Below are 15,715 nucleotides of genomic sequence, written 5' to 3'. Positions count from 1 at the left end.
TTGCCCAGGCCGGCGGTGCCCAGGCCGAGATCCGCCATCAGGTCTGCCGCTTGCCGCTGGTGATGCGGGACATCACCAGCGCGATGAGGATGATCGCGCCGTTGAGCGCGCCGATCCACTGGGCGGGCACCCCGGCCAGGGTCAGCACGTTCTGGATCATGTACAGCAGCAGGATGCCGGTGAAGGCGCCGAAGAGCGTGCCCCGGCCGCCGTTCAGGCTCACCCCGCCGATCACGGCGGCGGCGAACACCGTGAAGATGTAGCCGTTGCCCTGCGCCGCGGCCACCGAGGCGAGCCGTCCCGAAAGCAGCAGCCCGCCGAGCGCGGCCAGGACACTGGCCCCGATCAGCACGATCCACACGATGCGGTCGGTCCGGATGCCCGCGGCCTTCGCCGCGTCCTCGTTCCCGCCGATCGCATACAGGCTGCGGCCGAACCGGGTGTAGCCGAGCAGCACGATCCCGCCGGCGAACAACAGCACGCAGATCCAGATCGACGCCGGGATCCCGGCCCACAACGTGGTGCCGAGGTAGAGCACCGAATCGGGCAGGCCGAAGAAGGTCTGGCCGCCGGAGATCCCGGTCAGCAGGCCGCGCAGCACGATCAGCATGCCGAGGGTGACGACGAACCCGCTCAGCCCGAACCGGACGATCAGCAGGGCGTTGAGCGCCCCCACCACCACGCCGACCAGGAGCACCACCGGCACCGCCGTCCACGACGGCAGCAGCCCGAGCGAATGGCCGCCGCCGATCGTCAGCCACGCCGCGACACCCGGCGCGAGGCCGAAGGTCGATTCCAGCGAGAGGTCCATCTTGCCGACGACCAGGACCATCGTCTGGGCGAGCACCAGCAGGGCGATCTCCGACATGGTCTGCAGGATGTTGATCACGTTGTCGTACTGGAGGAACACCGGGTTGACCAGCTGGCCGACGACGGCGATCGCGATGATCCCGGGCACCAGCGCGAAGTCGCGCAGGCGGGCGAGGGCGATGCGCCGGGGCGGTGGCGTGGCGCCGGGTTCCGTCCGCGGCGGGACGTCCACCGCGGCAGGGCTTTCAGGCATCGAGGTCGACTCCTTCCATGGCGGCCACGACCTCGCGGTCCTGCCAGCCGGCGGGGATTTCGGTGGTGAGCCGGCCGTGGACCACGACCAGCAGCCGGTCGCACAGGCGCAGGTCGTCCAGTTCGTCCGAGGCGATCAGCACCGCGGTGCCCGCCGCGGCGGCCTCCGCGACCTTGCCCTGGAGGAACTCCTTCGAGCGCACGTCGACCCCGGCGGTGGGGGTGATCAGCACGAGCAGGCGGGGGTCGCCGGCCAGGGCCCGGGCCATGACGACCTTCTGCTGGTTGCCGCCGGACAGCGCGGACACCGGCAGTTCCGGCCCGGGGGTCTTCACCGCCAGCCGCGTGATCAGCTGCCCGGCGAGCCGGTCGCGCAGGGCCGACCGGACGAAGATGCCGGGGCCGAGCCGGTCCATGACGCTCATCGTGGAGTTGTCCGCGATGGACATCTCCGGCACGAAACCCTGGTGGTGGCGGTCCTCCGGGACGAAACCCACCCCCGCGGCCAGCGCGGCCGGGACGTCGCCGGGCCGGGGCCGCCGGTCCCCGACGAAGACCGTGCCGGAGGTGGGTTTGCGCAGCCCGGCCAACGCCTCGGCGAGCTCGGTCTTGCCGCTGCCGCCGGACCCGGCCAGCCCGACGATCTCCCCGGGCGCGACGTCGAACGACACGTCCGCGAAGTACGGGGCGAGGCTGAGGTCGTCCACGCGCAGCACGGGTTCGAGGCCGTGCCGGGCCGAGGACGTCCGCTCCTGCACCGTGACGGCGTTCTCACCGGTCATCGCGGCCACGAGATCGGTCTTCGGCAGCTCGGCGACCGGCGCGGTGAGGACGTGGCGGGCGTCCCGGTACACCGTCACCGTGTCGCAGATTTCGTACACCTCCTGCAGGTGGTGGCTGATGAACAGGAACGTGACGCCCTGCCGCTGCAGCTCGGCGATGTGGCCGAAGAGCCGCGTGATCGCGGCCCCGTCGAGCTGCGCGGTCGGTTCGTCGAGGATGACGAACCGGGCGCCGAACGACAGGGCCCGCGCGATCTCGACGAACTGCCGCTGCTCCACGCTCAGCTCCCGGGCCGGCCGGTGCACGTCGACGTCCACCGACCAGCGCTCGAGCAGTTCGGTGGCCGAGCGGCGCAGCGCGGCCCAGCGGACGAACCCGCCGCGGGTCTCCTGCCGGTTGAGGAACAGGTTCTCCGCCACCGACAGCTCGGGGATGATCGTCGACCGCTGGTACACGCAGGCCACCCGGGCCCGCCAGGCGTCCCGGTCGGCCGGCGCCGGAGCCGGTTCCCCGTTCAGCCGCACGGTTCCGGCGTCCGGCTCGATCAGTCCGGTAAGGACGGACACCAGGGTCGACTTGCCCGCCCCGTTGCGGCCGACGAGTGCGTGCGTCTGTCCGGGTAGGACGGTCAGGTCGGCTTCGTCCAGCGCCACCGTGGCGCCGTAGCGCTTGACCACCTGACGGGCCTCGACGACCGGCACGGTGTTCATGTTCGGTTCCTCCCTGAAGCGGTGCTGGCCGCGGAGTTCAGCTCTTGCTGTTGCCCCACAGGGACTGGTCGTCGACCTTGACGCTGCTCACCGGCCCGAACGTGGCGCCGTCCGCGGTGACCAGCGGCGCGGCCAGCTGGTCCTCCATCAGGCCGTCGCGGATCTGGAGGATGGTGCTGTCGTGGTCGGTCTTGCCCGGGGCGGGCGTCTTGCCGGCGATCGCGTCCTTGACGTACTGCAGGGCGTACTTGGCGAACAGGTCCGCGGGCTGGGACACGGTCGCGTCCATCTCGCCCGCGCGGATCTTGGCGAGTTCCTCGGGGATGCCGTCGTTGGACACGACGAACACGTGCTTCGGGTCGCTCGCCGGGACCGCCAGGCCACGCTGCTTCAGCAGCTGCAGCGTGCCGGACAGGGCGAAGCTGGACTGCATGTAGACGCCCTTGATGTCCGGGTTCGCCGTCAGCCGGGTCTGGAGCTTCTGGGCCGCGGTGTTGGCCTCCCAGTTGGTCGCCTCGCCGAAGACGGTGATGCCCGGGAAGTCCTTCTTCATGCAGGTGTTGAAGGCTTCGGTGCGGTCCCGGCCGTTGATCGACGCCAGGTCGCCCTGCAGCATGACGACCTTGCCCTGGCCGCCGAGCTTGGTGCCGAGGAACTGGCAGGCCTTTTCGCCGTAGGCGCGGTTGTCGGCCCGCACGACCATGTAGACGTTGCCCTGGTCGGGGCGGGTGTCGACGGACACGACCGGGATCTTCTTGGTCGCGAGCTGCTGCAGCGTCGGGATGATCGCCGCGGTGTCCTGCGGTGCCATCACCACACCCTTGACGCCCTGGCTGATCATCGTCTGCACGTTGGCCGTCAGGTTGGCGACGTCGTTCTGCGAGTTCGTGGTCTTGAGGTCGAGGCCGAACTGGCCGGCGAACTGGGGCACGTACTTGATGTAGGCGTTCCAGAAGTCGGTGTCCGAGCGCGGGTAGTCGACCCCCACGACGGTTTTGCCGCCCGGAGCGGCGGTCGAGCCGCCGCCACTGCAGCCGGCCAGTGCGGCCGCGGTCAGGACACCGGCTGTGACGACAGCGGCGGCGCGCAGGTGCTGGAACTTCATGACCTCTCCTCGTTGACAGGTTTCGGGCGGAGCCGCAGGCCGGACATACCGCCGTCCACGGCGAGATCGGTGCCGGTGGTGGCGCCGGAGTCCGGGCCGGCCAGGTAGCAGATCGCCGCGGCGACCTCGTCGGCGGTGACGAGCCGCCCGGTGGGCTGGCGCGCGGCGAGCGCGGCCAGCTCGGCGCCGGGATCGTCGGCCGTGGCCAGCAGCCGGTCGATCCACGGGGTGTGCGCGGTGCCGGGATTCACGCAGCACACGCGGATCCCCTCGGCCAGGTGGTCGGCGGCCATCGCGCGGGTGAGCGCGAGGACCGCGCCCTTCGTGGCGCTGTAGAGCGCTCGTTGCGGCAGCCCGGCGGTCGCCGCGATCGAGCAGGTGTTCACGATCGCCGCCGCGGGCGACTCCCGCAGGTGCGGCAGGGCCGCGCGGGTCACCCGCACCATCCCCACGACGTTGACGTCGAACACGCGGTGCCACTCCGCGTCGTCGTTGTCCTCGACCGTTCCCTGTGCCCCGATCCCCGCGTTGTTGACCAGGACGTCCAAGCCACCGAGGTGGTCCACCGCGGCGGCGACCGCGGCCCGCACCGAACCGTCGTCCGAGACGTCGGCCCGCACGCCGGTCAAGCATTCCTCGACCGTTTCGTTCAGGTCGAGGCAGACCACCCGGGCGCCCCGCCGGGACAGCATCCGCGCGGTGGCGAGCCCGATGCCGGACGCACCGCCCGTCACGACGGCGCGGACACCGTCGAACTCTCCGCCGCTCACGCGACCACCACCGCCTCCGGCTGCCAGACCGGGCCGTCGGGGAACCGGTACTGCGCCACGGATTCCGTGTGCAGCCGCGCCCCGAGGCCCGGCTCGGTCGGGGCCAGGTAGCGGCCCCGCTCGATCCGCACCGGGTCGACGAAGTGCTCGTGCAGGTGGTCCACGTACTCGATGACCCGGTCCTGCTGGCTGCCGCTCACCGCGACGAAGTCGAACATCGACAGGTGCTGCACCATTTCGCACAGCCCGACCCCGCCGGCGTGCGGGCACACCGGGACGCCGAACTTGGCGGCCAGCAACAGGATCGCGATGTTCTCGGTCACCCCGGCGACCCGGCTCGCGTCGAGCTGGAGGACGTCGATCGCCTGCGCCTGCAGCAGTTGCTTGAACATCACCGCGTTGTGGGTGTGCTCGCCGGTGGCCACCTTGATCGGCGCGACCGCCCGGCGGATCGCGGCGTGGCCGAGCACGTCGTCGGGCGAGGTCGGCTCCTCGATCCAGTACGGGTCGAACTCCGCGAGCGGGCGCAGCCATTCGATGGCCTGCCCGACACCCCAGGCCTGGTTGGCGTCGATGGCGATCCGGATGTCCGGCCCGACGACGTCCCGCGCGAGCCGCAGCCGGCGGACGTCTTCGTCGAGGTCGGCGCCGACCTTGAGCTTGATCTGGGTGAACCCGTCCTCGACCGCCTCCTTCGCGAGCGCCGCCAGCTTCTCCGGCGAGTACCCGAGCCAGCCGGGAGTCGTGGTGTAGGCGGGAAAACCGGATTCCAGCAGTTCGGCCTGGCGTCCCGCGCGGCCCGGTTCGGCGCGGCGGAGGATGTCGAGGGCTTCGTCGCGGGTCAGCGCGTCCTGCAAGTACCGGAAGTCGACCAGGTCGACCAGGTCCTCCGGCGGCATTTCGGCCAGCAGCCGCCAGACCGGCTTGCCTTCGCGGCGGGCCCGCAGGTCCCACGCCGCGTTGACGATCGCGGCGGCGGCCATGTGGATCGCGCCCTTGTCCGGGCCCAGCCACCGGAGCTGGCTGTCGCCGGTCAGCCGGCGGGAAAAGGCGCCGAGGTCGTCGAGCGCGTCGGCCACCGGCATCCCGACGACCAGCGGAACGAGGGCCCGGACGGCGGCGACCTCGACGTCGTTGCCGCGGCCCACGGTGAAGGCGAGCCCGTAGCCTTCCTCGCCGGCGCTCGTGCGGATGGTCACGTACGCCGCCGAATAGTCGGGTTCCGGGTTCATCGCGTCCGACCCGTCCAGGCTCAGCGAAGTCGGGAAGCGCACGTCCACGGCGTCGATGGCACTGATCACTTCGGCCAACGGGTCCACCTCTCATTCGGCGCAGACAACATATGTATGGCTACGCGCCGACTCATGGATTGTCCAGAGTTGGTCCGTAACACGGCAATAACTTGCACTTATAGTGATTGATCACTACTGCTCGTGGTTTAAGGTATGATGACTGCGCAGACCTTTGAAAGAGACATCATATGTCTGCTACGGTCCCCGCCATGCGCTTCCAACGCCTCGGCGACCGCGGCCAGGAGATCCCCGTCGTCCTCGACGAAACCGGTGCGGCGCGGGACCTGCGGTCGCTGACCCCGGACGTCGACGGCGCTTTCTTCGCCGCCGACGGCGTCGCGCGGGCGCGGGCGGCGCTGCGCGAGGGCACCCTTCCCGTCCTGGATGCCACCGGCTTGCGCATCGGCGCCCCGGTGGCCCGGCCCGGCCTGCTCGCCTGCATCGGGCTGAACTACTCCGACCACGCCGCGGAAACCGGTGCCGAGCCGCCCGCGGAGCCGGTGGTGTTCCTCAAGGCCACCAACACGATCGTCGGCCCGGACGACACCGTGCTCATCCCGCGGACCAGTACCCGGACCGACTATGAGGTCGAGCTCGCCGTGGTGCTCGGCGGGCGGGCGCGGTACCTCGCGACACCGGAGGACGCCGACGCGGTCATCGCCGGGTACGCCGTCTCGAACGACGTCAGCGAGCGCGACTTCCAGCACGAACGCGGCGGCCAGTGGACCAAGGGCAAGTCCTGCGAAACGTTCAACCCGCTCGGGCCGTGGCTGGTCACCCCGGACGAGGCCGGCGACCCACAGGACCTCCGCCTGCGGCTGGCCGTCAACGGGCAGCCGCGGCAGGACGGCACCACGCGGAACATGCTCTTCGGCGTCCGGCACATCGTCTGGTACCTCAGCCAGTTCATGGTGCTCGAGCCGGGCGACGTCGTGAACACCGGTACGCCGGCGGGCGTCGCGTTCGGCGCCAACGACTTCCCCTATCTGTCCGAAGGGGACGAAGTGACCGTGGACATCGACGGCCTCGCCCGCCAGCACCACCGGATCGGCCGGGCGTGACCGGTCGGCGCGTCGACGCGCACCACCACCTGTGGCAAACCTCCGTCCGCCGCCACGCGTGGCTGGACGGCGACGAAACCGCGGCGATCCGGCGCGACTTCACGCCGGCCGACCTGCGCACGGCCGCGGCGGGGATCGACGCGACGGTGCTCGTGCAGGTCCTGCCGGACCTCGAGGAGTCGGTCGAGTTCCTGGCGACCGCGGCCGCGGAGCCGCTCATCGCCGGCGTGGTCGGCTGGATCGACCTCACCGACTCACCGTCGGAGGACCTCGACCGGCTGCGGTCGGCGCCGGGCGGCGAACTGCTGACCGGCATCCGCCACCTCGTCCAAGCCGAGCCCGACCCGCGCTGGCTGGAACGCGAAGACGTGCTGGCCGGGCTCGCGGCGGTGCGCGACGCCGGGCTGGTGTACGACCTGCTCGTGCTGCCGCACCAGCTCCCGGCGGCCACCGCGGCGGTCCGCGCGCTGCCGGAGCTCACCTTCGTCCTCGACCACCTCGCCAAACCGCCGATCGCCGGCGGGCAGCTCGAGCCCTGGGCGAGCGGGCTGGCCACCCTGGCCCGGGAACCCAACGTCGTCGCCAAGCTTTCCGGTCTGGTGACGGAAGCGGGCCGGCCTTGGCGGGTCGAGGATCTGCGGCCCTACGCGGAAACCGCGCTCACCGCCTTCGGGCCGGACCGGCTGATGCTCGGTTCCGACTGGCCGGTGTGCCTCCTCGCGGGGACCTACGCGGAAGTCATGGACGCCGCCGACAGCCTCCTGGAAGACCTGACGCCGTCCGGACGCGACGCCGTCCGCGGCGGGACCGCGACCCGCGTCTACGGGCTGGCGCCATGACGGCCCGGACGGTCCGGCTCGCCTACGGCGACACCGGCCTCGACCTCACCATCGACCCGGCGGTCACCACCGTCGTGACGCCCGTGCACCACCCGGTCACCGAGGCCGCGGCCGTGCTGCTGCGCCGGGCTTTGCGGGAACCGGTCGCCGGGCCGCCGCTGCGCGAGCGGGTGCGGCCGGGGCAGACCGTCGCGATCTCGGCGTGCGACGGAACCCGGCCGCAGCCGCGCGAACTGATGATCCCGGCGATCCTCGCCGAACTGGACGGCATCGTCCGCCTCGAAGACGTCGTCATCCTCGTGGCCACCGGCACCCACCGTGGCAACACCGGCGCCGAGCTGCGCGCGATGTTCGGCGACGAGGTCGCCGACACCGTCCGGATCGTGAACCACGACGCCCGCGACCGCGCGAGCCTGACCTGGCTGGGACGCCACGGCGACGACGTCCCGGTGTGGCTGAACAGCGAGTGGGTGACCGCCGACGTGCGGATCACCACCGGGTTCGTCGAACCGCACTTCTTCGCGGGCTTTTCGGGCGGCCCCAAGCTCGTCGCGCCCGGGCTGGCGGCCCTGGACACCGTGCTGGTGCTGCACGACGCCCGCCGGATCGGGCACCGGAACGCCACCTGGGGGATCACCGAAGGCAATCCCGTGCACGACGACGTCCGCGCGATCGCCGCGGCCACCGGCGTCACCTTCGCCCTCGACGTCATCCTCAACCGCGACAAGGCGGTCATCGGGGCCTTCGGCGGCGACCTCCTGGACATGCACGCGGCCGCGGCCCGCGCCGCCCGCGACGTCGCCATGCGGCCGGTGCCCGCGCCGTTCGACGTCGTGGTGACCACCAACTCCGGCTACCCGCTGGACCAGAACCTCTACCAGTCGGTCAAGGGGATGTCGGCGGCGCACCGGATCACCAAGCCGGGCGGGACGATCGTGTGCGCCGCGGAGTGCCGGGACGGGTTCCCCGACCACGGCTCCTACCGGGAAGTCCTCGCGTCCGCGGATTCCCCGGCGGCCCTGCTCGCGGAGATCGCGGCCCGCCCGGTGACCGTGCCCGACCAGTGGCAGGTCCAGATCCAGGCGAAGATCCAGGACGACTGCCGGGTCGTGATGCACACCGGCACGCTGACCGAAGCCGACCTCGCGACGGCCCACCTGACCCGGACCACCGACATCGCGGCCACCGTGGCCGAGGCCCTCGACCGGGCCGGGCCGGGGGCACGGGCCTGCGTGCTGCCCGAAGGTCCCCTGACGATCCCGTACGTGGCATGAGTACCGCCGACCTCGGTTTCGCGCGCGTCGACCTGGACCGCGAACACCGCCAGGGACTCCCGGAAGTCGTTTACGGGCCCGGAAAAACCCCGGCGCAGATCGCCGCCATCGCGCGGACCTTGCTCGCCCACAACACCGGGCCGGTGCTGGTCACCCGGGTCGAAGCCGAGCCGGCTCGCGCCGTGCTCGCCGAGGTCCCCGGCGGCCGCTACGCCCCCGGCGCGCGGCTCCTGGTCTGGCGCCCGGCCGAACCGACGGCCTTCACGGTCGCGGTGGCCGCGGCCGGGACGTCCGACGGCCCGGTCGCCGAGGAGGCCGCGGAAGTCGCCGCGGCCATCGGCCTCTCGGTCGCTGCGGTCACCGATGTCGGGGTCGCCGGGATCCACCGGCTGCTGGCCGAGGCGGACCGGCTGCGCGAGGCCGACACGGTCATCGTCGTCGCGGGCATGGAGGGCGCGCTGGCCTCGGCCGTCGGCGGGCTGGTCGCCTGTCCGGTGATCGCCGTCCCCACCTCCACCGGGTACGGCGCCGGCCTCGAAGGCGTCACCGCGCTGCTCGCGATGCACGCCTCCTGCGCGGCGGGCATCACCGTCGTCAACATCGACTCCGGGTTCGGCGCGGCCATGGCCGCCTTCCGGCTCGCCCAGGTCCTGCGGAGGTCACGGTGACGATCTGCGTCATCACGCCGTTCACCGGCCTGGCCGGGGACATGCTGCTGGCCGCCCTGGTCGACGCCGGCGCGCCGCTGGAGCGCATCCGGTCCGCCGTCGCCGCCAGCGGGCTGACCGCTTGGGACCTGCGTGTGGAGTCCCTCCTCACCCACGGGCTGACGGCGGCCCGCGCGCACGTGGACGTCACGGACGAAGCCACCAGCCGTCCCGCGGCCGAGTTGATCGCCATGGCCGGCCGGGTGCGGCCCGCGCCGGTCGCGGACCGGGCGGTCGCCGCGCTCCGCGCGATCGCCGAGGCGGAAGGCCGGCTGCACGGGGAAGCACCCGAGCACGTCCACCTCCACGAACTCGGCGGGCACGACACGCTCGTCGACGTCATCGGCGTCTGCGCCGCGCTGGACGCCCTGGAGGTGTCCACTGTGTACTGTGGCGCGCTCCCCCTCGGCACCGGCACAGTCCGCACCGCGCACGGCGTCCTCCCCTGTCCCGCCCCCGCGACCGCGGCGCTGCTGAAGGGCGCGCGGACGGTCGGGAGCGACCTGGCCGGCGAGACGGTCACCCCCACCGCGGCCGCGCTGCTGAAGGCCACCGGCGCCCGGTTCGAGCCGCCACCGGAGTTCCGCCTGCTGGCCACCGGCTACGGCGCCGGCACCCGGACTTTGGCGGACCGGCCGAACGTCGCGGTCGTGCACCTCGGCGAGCCGGTGGACGCCGGACACCGCACCCTGGTGGTGCTGGAGACGAACCTCGACGACGTCACCGGTGAAGTCCTCGGGCACGTCGTCGGCGAACTGCTGGCGGCCGGCGCGCTCGACGCGTGGATCAGCCCGGTGACGATGAAGAAGGGCCGGCCTGCCCACGTCCTGCACGTGCTCGCCGAGCCGGAGCACGCCGCCCGGCTCGGGGCCCTCGTCCTCGCCGAAACCGGCAGCCTCGGCTTCCGCGAGTACCCGGTCCGCCGCACCGCACTGGAACGGGAGACCGAAACGGTGGACGTCCTCGGGATGCCGGTACGGCGCAAGCGCGGGCCGCACGGGACGAAACCCGAGCACGACGACGTCGTGGCCGCCGCGCGCGAGCTCGGCCTGCCGGCACGCGTCGTCGCGACGATCGCCGCGGGGCGCTGATGGACGAAACGCGGCTCGTCACCCACCTCGCCGGCCTCGGCCGGCTCGCGGTGGCGTTCTCCGGCGGCACCGACTCGGCGCTGGTGCTCGCGGCCGCCGTCCGCGCCCTGGGCCCGGCGGACGTGCTCGCGGTGACGGCGAACTCGGCCAGCCTGGCCGCGGTGGAACTGGCCGGCGCGCGGAAGATCGCGGCCGAGCTCGGGGTCCGCCACCTCACGCCGTCGACCGGCGAGCTGGCCGAGCCCGGGTACGCGGCCAACGGGCGCCGGCGCTGTTACTTCTGCAAGACCACGGTGCTCACGGCGATCGCCGGAGTGGCCGCCGCCCACGGGTTCCCGGCGCTGGCCACCGGCACGAACGCCGACGACGCCGTCGACCCGTTCCGGCCGGGCATCCGCGCGGGGGACGAACTCGGCGTGCACACGCCGCTGCGGACGCTGGGCCTGTCCAAAGAGGACGTACGGGCCATCGCCCGGCGCTGGGGGCTGGCCTGGGCGGACAAACCGGCCGCGCCCTGCCTGGCGAGCCGGGTCCGGTACGGCATCCCGATCACCACGGCCACGCTGGCCCGGATCGAACAGGCCGAATCGGTGGTGCGCGCGTTCCTGGACGACCACGGCCGGCGCTACCGCGACGTGCGGGTCCGGGACCTCGGTGGCACGGCGCGGATCGAGCTCGATGCCGCCGTGGCCGCCGAAGTGCGCGACGATCCGCGGCTGCTCGAGGCCGTGCGGGCGCTCGGCTTCGCCGAGGCCACTGTCTCGTCCTTCCGCTCCGGCGCCCTCAACCACGAACCGGGCTGACCTCCGGACGCGGAACTCGCGATGCTCAGCGGTCGTTCGCCGCGCGGGTGGCCCGTCCCGCCAGTTCCGCGAAGGCCGCCCGCAGCTCCGGTGGGCCGACCACTTCGATCTCGCACTCGAAGCGCAGCAGGCCGGCCGCGAGCGCCGCCCAGGACCAGGATCCGGTCAGCAGCCGGGTCTTCCCGGGGGCGGCCTCCTCGACGATCCCGTCGCCGGCGAACGGCCTCACGTCGGCCGGGGACCGGTCGAGGACCACTTCGCCCCGGCACGGCCAGACGTCGGCGGTGGCGGAGCCCTTGAACCGGGCGGCGAGGAACGTCGCGACGTCACCGCCCGGCACCTCCCGCGGGGTGAACCGCGGCCCGTTCGGCACGCGCAGCCGCAGCCGGTCCACGCGGTAGGTCCGCCAGTCCTCCCGGACCGCGTCCCAGCCGATCAGGTACCACCGTCCACTCCGGACGACGAGGTGGTGCGGCTGCACCCGGCGCGGCGGCCGGGGGCCCGGGTCCGCCGGCGGTGCCCCGTAGTCGAACCGCACTTCCTCGGTGGCGCGGATCGCCGAGCTCAGCGCGAGCAGGACGTCCGTGCCGACCTGGACCGCGGGACCGCCGGCCGCGGCGATCTCGAGCACGTCGACGCGGTGGCGCAGCCGCGACGGCATCACCTGGCGCACGGTGGCCAGGGCACGCACGGCGGCTTCCTCGATGCCCGCGCCGGTCCCGGCGGCGATCCGCAGCGCCACGGCGAGCGCGACCGCCTGCTCCTCGTCGAACAACAGCGGCGGCATCCGGCTCCCGGCTTCGAGCCGGTAGCCACCCTCCGGTCCCTTGACCGCCTGGACGGGATAGCCGAGCTCCCGGAGCCGGTCGACGTCGCGGCGCACGGTCCGTTCGCTGACGCCCAGCCGGCCGGCGAGCAGCGCGCCCGGCCAGTCCCGGCGGGCCTGCAGCAGGGACAGCAGCGAGAGCAGGCGACCCGAGGTCGCCGTCGAGGAAGCGACCGGCATGACTTCCATGGTGCCACGAGAAGCGGACGTTCCCTGGCCGCTACTGCTGCGATCGTGGCGCTACCGCCGGAACCCCTCCGGCGGCGGAAACCTCGAAAAAGGAACCGGAACACATGTCGCTCACCGCTGTCGCCCACCTCAACTTCACCGGCCAAGCCCGCGAAGCGCTCGCCTTCTACCAGTCGGTTTTCGGCGGCCAGGCCACGGTCATCACCTACGGCGACTTCGGGCTGCCCGCCGAACTGCCCGACGCGGGCAAGGTGGTGTTCGGTCAGGTCACCGCGGACAACGGCTTCAGCGTCATGGCCTACGACGTCCCCGGCACCGACGGCCCGGCCACCCCGGCCGCGCCCGGCACCCGCCGCGAGAACGGCACGACGATCACCAAGGAGCCGTTCTTCCTGTCCGTCCGCGGCGCCACCGTCGACGAGGTCTCGCCGGTGTGGAAGGGCCTCGCCGAAGGCGCGACCGTCATCGAAGAGTTCGGGCCTGCTCAGTGGGCACCGGCGTTCGGCATGCTGACCGACCGCTTCGGCGTCACCTGGATCATCGACGTCGCGGCCGAACACCGCGGCTGACCGGGCCGGGCGGGGTACGGCCACGCACCCCGCCCGTCACCGCGACCGGAACGTCTTGCGGTACGCGCTCGGGCTGACCCGCACGGTCTGGGCGAACTGGACGCGGAAGTTGCTCGGCGACGGGAACCCGACCTGGCCGGCGATCCGGTCGATCGTGTGGTCGGTGAGCTCCAGCAGCTCCTGGGCGTGCCGGATGCGCACCCCGGTCAGCCACTGGATCGGGCTCTGCCCGGTCTCGGCGTGGAAGTGCCGGGTCAGCGTGCGGGTGCTCATGCCCGCCGCGTCGGCGATGTCGGCCAGGGTGAGCGGGCGGTGGGCGTTCTCCTCGATCCACCCGAGCGCCTTCTCCAGCGTCGCGGTCTGGTACGTCGGGCGGTTGCGGAGGATGTACTGGCCCTGGCCGCCGGTGCGCTGCAACGGCGCGACGGCGAGCCGCGCGGCGTCGGCGGCGACCGCGGCGCCGTGGTCGCGCTCCACGATGTGCAGGCACATGTCCAGCCCCGCCGACGCACCCGCGGACGTCAGGATCTGCCCGTTGTCGACGTACAGGGCGTCCGGGTCGACCCGGACGGCCGGGTACCGGCGGGCCAGCTCGTCGGTGGCGAGCCAGTGCGTGGTCGCCCGCTGCCCGTCGAGCAGGCCCGCCTCGGCGAGGGTGAACGCGCCGACGCAGATCGAGGCGACCCGCGTTCCGCGCGCCACCGCGGCCCGCAGGAACTCGGCCACGCCGTCCGGGGTCGGCCGGTCCGGGTCGTTCCGCCCGGGGACGACGACGAGATCGGCGTGGGCGGCCTCGTCGAGTCCCACCTCGACGGTCAGCCGCACCGGGCCGGCGTCGACCACCGGCTCCGGCCCGGCGACGACGATCCGGTAACCCCCGCGGCCGTCCGGCAGCCGGACCCGGCCGAGCGTCTCGATCGGGGTGGCCAGATCGAAGGCGATCACATCGTCGAGGGCCAGCACCGCGACCGTGTACATACCGCAAAACTACGCCGGCCGCCGAGTGGCCGGATAGCGGCGTCTCCTGTTGATGTGGTCAACCGAGGCTGACGTCCATCGAGCGGGCCGGGATCGCGTCCAGCACGGCCAGCGTCTCGCCGTCGAGCTCGATCTCCGCGGCGGCGAGGTTGGCTTCGAGGTGCGCCGCGCTCGCGGTGCCGGGGATGAGGTGGACGTTCGGGGCGCGGTGCAGCAGCCAGGCCAGGCCGATCTGCGCCGGGGTGCGGCCGAGGGCCTGCGCGACGGCCCGGACCGCGGGCTCGTCGGTCACCTTCGGCATCCCGGGGAAATCGCCGCCCAGCGGGAAGAACGGCACCCAGGCGATGCCCTCCGCCACGCACAGCTCGAGCAGGTCCTCGCCGTCGCGGCCGACGAGGCTGTAGGCGTTCTGCACGCAGGCGATCCCCGCCGGGAGAGCCCGGCGCAGGACGTCGAGGGTGACGGCGCTGAGCCCGATCGCGCCGATCTTGCCCTCGTCGCGCAGGGCGGTCAGCACCGCGAGCTGGTCGTCGAGGCCGACGAGCTGCACACCCTCGGCGAGCACGCCGGGCCGCCGGTCGGCGCGGCGCAGGTTGACCAGCGGGATCCGGTCGAGCCCGAGCGAACGCAGGTTGTCGTCGACGCTCGCGCGGAGCTCTTCGGGCCGTTGCGCCAGGCGGAGCGGGATCGGGGCGCCGGGGTCGGGGTCGGCGCCGACCTTGGTGGCGACCAGGAGGTCTTCGGCGGACGGGAGGACGTCGCGGATGACGCCGTTGACGAAGCCGTTGCCGTAGAACTGGGCGGTGTCGACGTGGTCGACGCCGAGCTCGATCGCGCGGCGCAGGAGGGCGACGGCCGCGGCGCGGTCGCCGTGCAGGCGCTCGAGCTGCATGGCGCCGTAGCCGACGCGGGAGACAGTGCGGCCGGCGAGTGCGCCGCGTGCGGTGGAAGGCATGGGATACCCGTCCTCGTGCGATGATGGCGAAGCGGAGGAGCCTCCGCTCGAGCCGACCGTAGCACAACCGGAGGTGCCTCCGCTTTGCCTTCGCCCGAACCCGCCCTCCCCCTGCGCTCGGACGCGCGCCGCAACCGGGACAAGCTCGTCGCGGTGGCGCGCGCCGCGTTCGCCACCGCCGACGGCACCGTCGCGCTCGAAGCCGTCGCCCGCGAAGCCGGCGTCGGCATCGGCACGCTCTACCGGCACTTCCCGACCCGCGAGGCGCTCGTCGAGGCCGTCTACGCGGCGGAACTCGACGACGTCACCGACAGCGCACCGGCCCTGCTCGCCGAACTCGCGCCGGAGCAGGCCCTCCGCGCGTGGATGGACCGCTACGCGGCGTTCGTGGCGACCAAGCGCGGAATGGCGGACGTCCTCCGCGCGAGCGTGGCATCGGGCCGCATCGCGACGCCGGCGACGCGGCAGCGCATCACCGCCGCGATCGGAGCGATCCTCGAAGCGGGCGCGAAGGCGGGCACGCTGCGCGCCGGCGCCGACCCGGAGGACGTGACGCTGCTCCTGCTGGGCGTGTTCCTGTCCACGGCGAACGAGCGCGACCCCGAGCGGACCGGCCGGATGCTCGACCTGATCGTCCACGCGCTGTGCGCGAGCCGCTGGTGCGGTGACCAGTAATGATCACCGGTTTGGTGACACGCCGG

The 15,715-nt window shown here is 72.8% G+C and carries 16 protein-coding genes; 8 read left to right on the top strand and 8 right to left on the bottom strand.

Features of this window, described 5'->3' with window-relative positions:
• Positions 1-37: 37 nt before the first annotated feature.
• From ACFVYA_RS38380 to ACFVYA_RS38360, 5 genes are read right to left on the bottom strand one after another with little or no spacing between them, the layout of a single operon-like run.
• Positions 38-1,063: an ABC transporter permease gene (locus ACFVYA_RS38380; protein WP_387052064.1), complete on the bottom strand. Its 1,026-nt coding sequence runs from the start codon at positions 1,061-1,063 to the stop codon at positions 38-40.
• On the bottom strand, positions 1,056-2,555 hold the full coding sequence (locus ACFVYA_RS38375; protein ID WP_387052063.1) for a sugar ABC transporter ATP-binding protein: 1,500 nt from the start codon (positions 2,553-2,555) through the stop codon (positions 1,056-1,058). The genes ACFVYA_RS38380 and ACFVYA_RS38375 overlap by 8 nt, the downstream gene beginning before the upstream one ends.
• A 37-nt stretch (positions 2,556-2,592) precedes the next feature.
• The gene (locus ACFVYA_RS38370) at positions 2,593-3,660 is read right to left on the bottom strand and encodes a sugar ABC transporter substrate-binding protein (protein WP_387052062.1); all 1,068 of its coding nucleotides are present in this window, start codon (positions 3,658-3,660) and stop codon (positions 2,593-2,595) included.
• Positions 3,657-4,430, bottom strand: coding sequence for an SDR family NAD(P)-dependent oxidoreductase (locus tag ACFVYA_RS38365; RefSeq protein WP_387052061.1), 774 nt, complete (start codon positions 4,428-4,430; stop codon positions 3,657-3,659). Before ACFVYA_RS38365 ends, ACFVYA_RS38370 begins: the two co-directional genes overlap by 4 nt.
• Positions 4,427-5,749 carry an enolase C-terminal domain-like protein gene (locus ACFVYA_RS38360; protein ID WP_387052060.1) on the bottom strand — a complete coding sequence of 441 codons (1,323 nt, stop codon included), beginning with the start codon at positions 5,747-5,749 and terminating at the stop codon, positions 4,427-4,429. Before ACFVYA_RS38360 ends, ACFVYA_RS38365 begins: the two co-directional genes overlap by 4 nt.
• A 182-nt stretch (positions 5,750-5,931) precedes the next feature.
• Here ACFVYA_RS38360 and ACFVYA_RS38355 point away from each other — a divergent pair, with 182 nt between their 5' ends.
• From ACFVYA_RS38355 to larE, 6 genes are read left to right on the top strand one after another with little or no spacing between them, the layout of a single operon-like run.
• Positions 5,932-6,783: a fumarylacetoacetate hydrolase family protein gene (locus ACFVYA_RS38355; RefSeq protein ID WP_387052059.1), complete on the top strand. Its 852-nt coding sequence runs from the start codon at positions 5,932-5,934 to the stop codon at positions 6,781-6,783.
• Positions 6,780-7,622, top strand: coding sequence for an amidohydrolase family protein (locus ACFVYA_RS38350; RefSeq protein ID WP_387052058.1), 843 nt, complete (start codon positions 6,780-6,782; stop codon positions 7,620-7,622). Before ACFVYA_RS38355 ends, ACFVYA_RS38350 begins: the two co-directional genes overlap by 4 nt.
• Complete coding sequence (larA, locus tag ACFVYA_RS38345; protein WP_387052057.1) at positions 7,619-8,896, top strand: nickel-dependent lactate racemase; 1,278 nt, start codon at positions 7,619-7,621, stop codon at positions 8,894-8,896. Before ACFVYA_RS38350 ends, larA begins: the two co-directional genes overlap by 4 nt.
• Positions 8,893-9,564: a nickel pincer cofactor biosynthesis protein LarB gene (gene larB / locus ACFVYA_RS38340; RefSeq protein ID WP_387052056.1), complete on the top strand. Its 672-nt coding sequence runs from the start codon at positions 8,893-8,895 to the stop codon at positions 9,562-9,564. The genes larA and larB overlap by 4 nt, the downstream gene beginning before the upstream one ends.
• The gene (larC, locus tag ACFVYA_RS38335; protein WP_387052055.1) at positions 9,561-10,694 is read left to right on the top strand and encodes a nickel pincer cofactor biosynthesis protein LarC; all 1,134 of its coding nucleotides are present in this window, start codon (positions 9,561-9,563) and stop codon (positions 10,692-10,694) included. Before larB ends, larC begins: the two co-directional genes overlap by 4 nt.
• A complete protein-coding gene (larE, locus tag ACFVYA_RS38330; protein WP_387052054.1) occupies positions 10,694-11,497 on the top strand; it encodes an ATP-dependent sacrificial sulfur transferase LarE in 804 nt (267 codons plus the stop codon). The genes larC and larE overlap by 1 nt, the downstream gene beginning before the upstream one ends.
• 25 nt (positions 11,498-11,522) lie before the next feature.
• Here the strand turns inward: larE and ACFVYA_RS38325 are convergent, their stop codons facing one another.
• Positions 11,523-12,503 (bottom strand): helix-turn-helix transcriptional regulator, encoded by a 981-nt coding sequence (locus tag ACFVYA_RS38325; protein WP_387052053.1) that lies wholly within the window; start codon positions 12,501-12,503, stop codon positions 11,523-11,525.
• A 113-nt stretch (positions 12,504-12,616) separates the two neighbouring features.
• Between ACFVYA_RS38325 and ACFVYA_RS38320 the strand changes: the two genes are divergently transcribed.
• Positions 12,617-13,081 carry a VOC family protein gene (locus ACFVYA_RS38320; protein ID WP_387052052.1) on the top strand — a complete coding sequence of 155 codons (465 nt, stop codon included), beginning with the start codon at positions 12,617-12,619 and terminating at the stop codon, positions 13,079-13,081.
• Positions 13,082-13,117: 36 nt separating this feature from the next.
• Here the strand turns inward: ACFVYA_RS38320 and ACFVYA_RS38315 are convergent, their stop codons facing one another.
• Together ACFVYA_RS38315 and ACFVYA_RS38310 are read right to left on the bottom strand one after the other, a co-directional pair.
• On the bottom strand, positions 13,118-14,059 hold the full coding sequence (locus ACFVYA_RS38315; RefSeq protein ID WP_387052051.1) for a GlxA family transcriptional regulator: 942 nt from the start codon (positions 14,057-14,059) through the stop codon (positions 13,118-13,120).
• A gap of 58 nt (positions 14,060-14,117) precedes the next feature.
• Positions 14,118-15,014 carry an aldo/keto reductase gene (locus ACFVYA_RS38310; RefSeq protein WP_387052050.1) on the bottom strand — a complete coding sequence of 299 codons (897 nt, stop codon included), beginning with the start codon at positions 15,012-15,014 and terminating at the stop codon, positions 14,118-14,120.
• 84 nt (positions 15,015-15,098) lie between these two features.
• Here ACFVYA_RS38310 and ACFVYA_RS38305 point away from each other — a divergent pair, with 84 nt between their 5' ends.
• Positions 15,099-15,689 carry a TetR/AcrR family transcriptional regulator gene (locus ACFVYA_RS38305; RefSeq protein WP_387052049.1) on the top strand — a complete coding sequence of 197 codons (591 nt, stop codon included), beginning with the start codon at positions 15,099-15,101 and terminating at the stop codon, positions 15,687-15,689.
• Positions 15,690-15,715: the final 26 nt, after the last annotated feature.

It is taken from the genome of Amycolatopsis sp. NPDC058278 (assembly GCF_042881395.1).
GTDB lineage: Bacteria > Actinomycetota > Actinomycetes > Mycobacteriales > Pseudonocardiaceae > Amycolatopsis.
The sequence above is the reverse complement of the archived record's forward strand: the minus strand, read 5'-3'. Positions and strand labels throughout refer to the sequence as shown.

What these genes read in the sequence shown, in the direction of transcription:
- ACFVYA_RS38315 (WP_387052051.1), bottom strand. Translation starts at nt 14,059, where the DNA reads ATGTACACGGTCGCGGTGCTGGCCCTCGACGATGTGATCGCCTTCGAT.
- ACFVYA_RS38355 (WP_387052059.1), top strand. Translation starts at nt 5,932, where the DNA reads ATGCGCTTCCAACGCCTCGGCGACCGCGGCCAGGAGATCCCCGTCGTC.
- ACFVYA_RS38380 (WP_387052064.1), bottom strand. Translation starts at nt 1,063, where the DNA reads ATGCCTGAAAGCCCTGCCGCGGTGGACGTCCCGCCGCGGACGGAACCC.
- ACFVYA_RS38325 (WP_387052053.1), bottom strand. Translation starts at nt 12,503, where the DNA reads ATGCCGGTCGCTTCCTCGACGGCGACCTCGGGTCGCCTGCTCTCGCTG.
- larB (WP_387052056.1), top strand. Translation starts at nt 8,893, where the DNA reads ATGAGTACCGCCGACCTCGGTTTCGCGCGCGTCGACCTGGACCGCGAA.
- larA (WP_387052057.1), top strand. Translation starts at nt 7,619, where the DNA reads ATGACGGCCCGGACGGTCCGGCTCGCCTACGGCGACACCGGCCTCGAC.
- ACFVYA_RS38320 (WP_387052052.1), top strand. Translation starts at nt 12,617, where the DNA reads ATGTCGCTCACCGCTGTCGCCCACCTCAACTTCACCGGCCAAGCCCGC.
- ACFVYA_RS38370 (WP_387052062.1), bottom strand. Translation starts at nt 3,660, where the DNA reads ATGAAGTTCCAGCACCTGCGCGCCGCCGCTGTCGTCACAGCCGGTGTC.
- larE (WP_387052054.1), top strand. Translation starts at nt 10,694, where the DNA reads ATGGACGAAACGCGGCTCGTCACCCACCTCGCCGGCCTCGGCCGGCTC.
- ACFVYA_RS38310 (WP_387052050.1), bottom strand. Translation starts at nt 15,014, where the DNA reads ATGCCTTCCACCGCACGCGGCGCACTCGCCGGCCGCACTGTCTCCCGC.
- ACFVYA_RS38375 (WP_387052063.1), bottom strand. Translation starts at nt 2,555, where the DNA reads ATGAACACCGTGCCGGTCGTCGAGGCCCGTCAGGTGGTCAAGCGCTAC.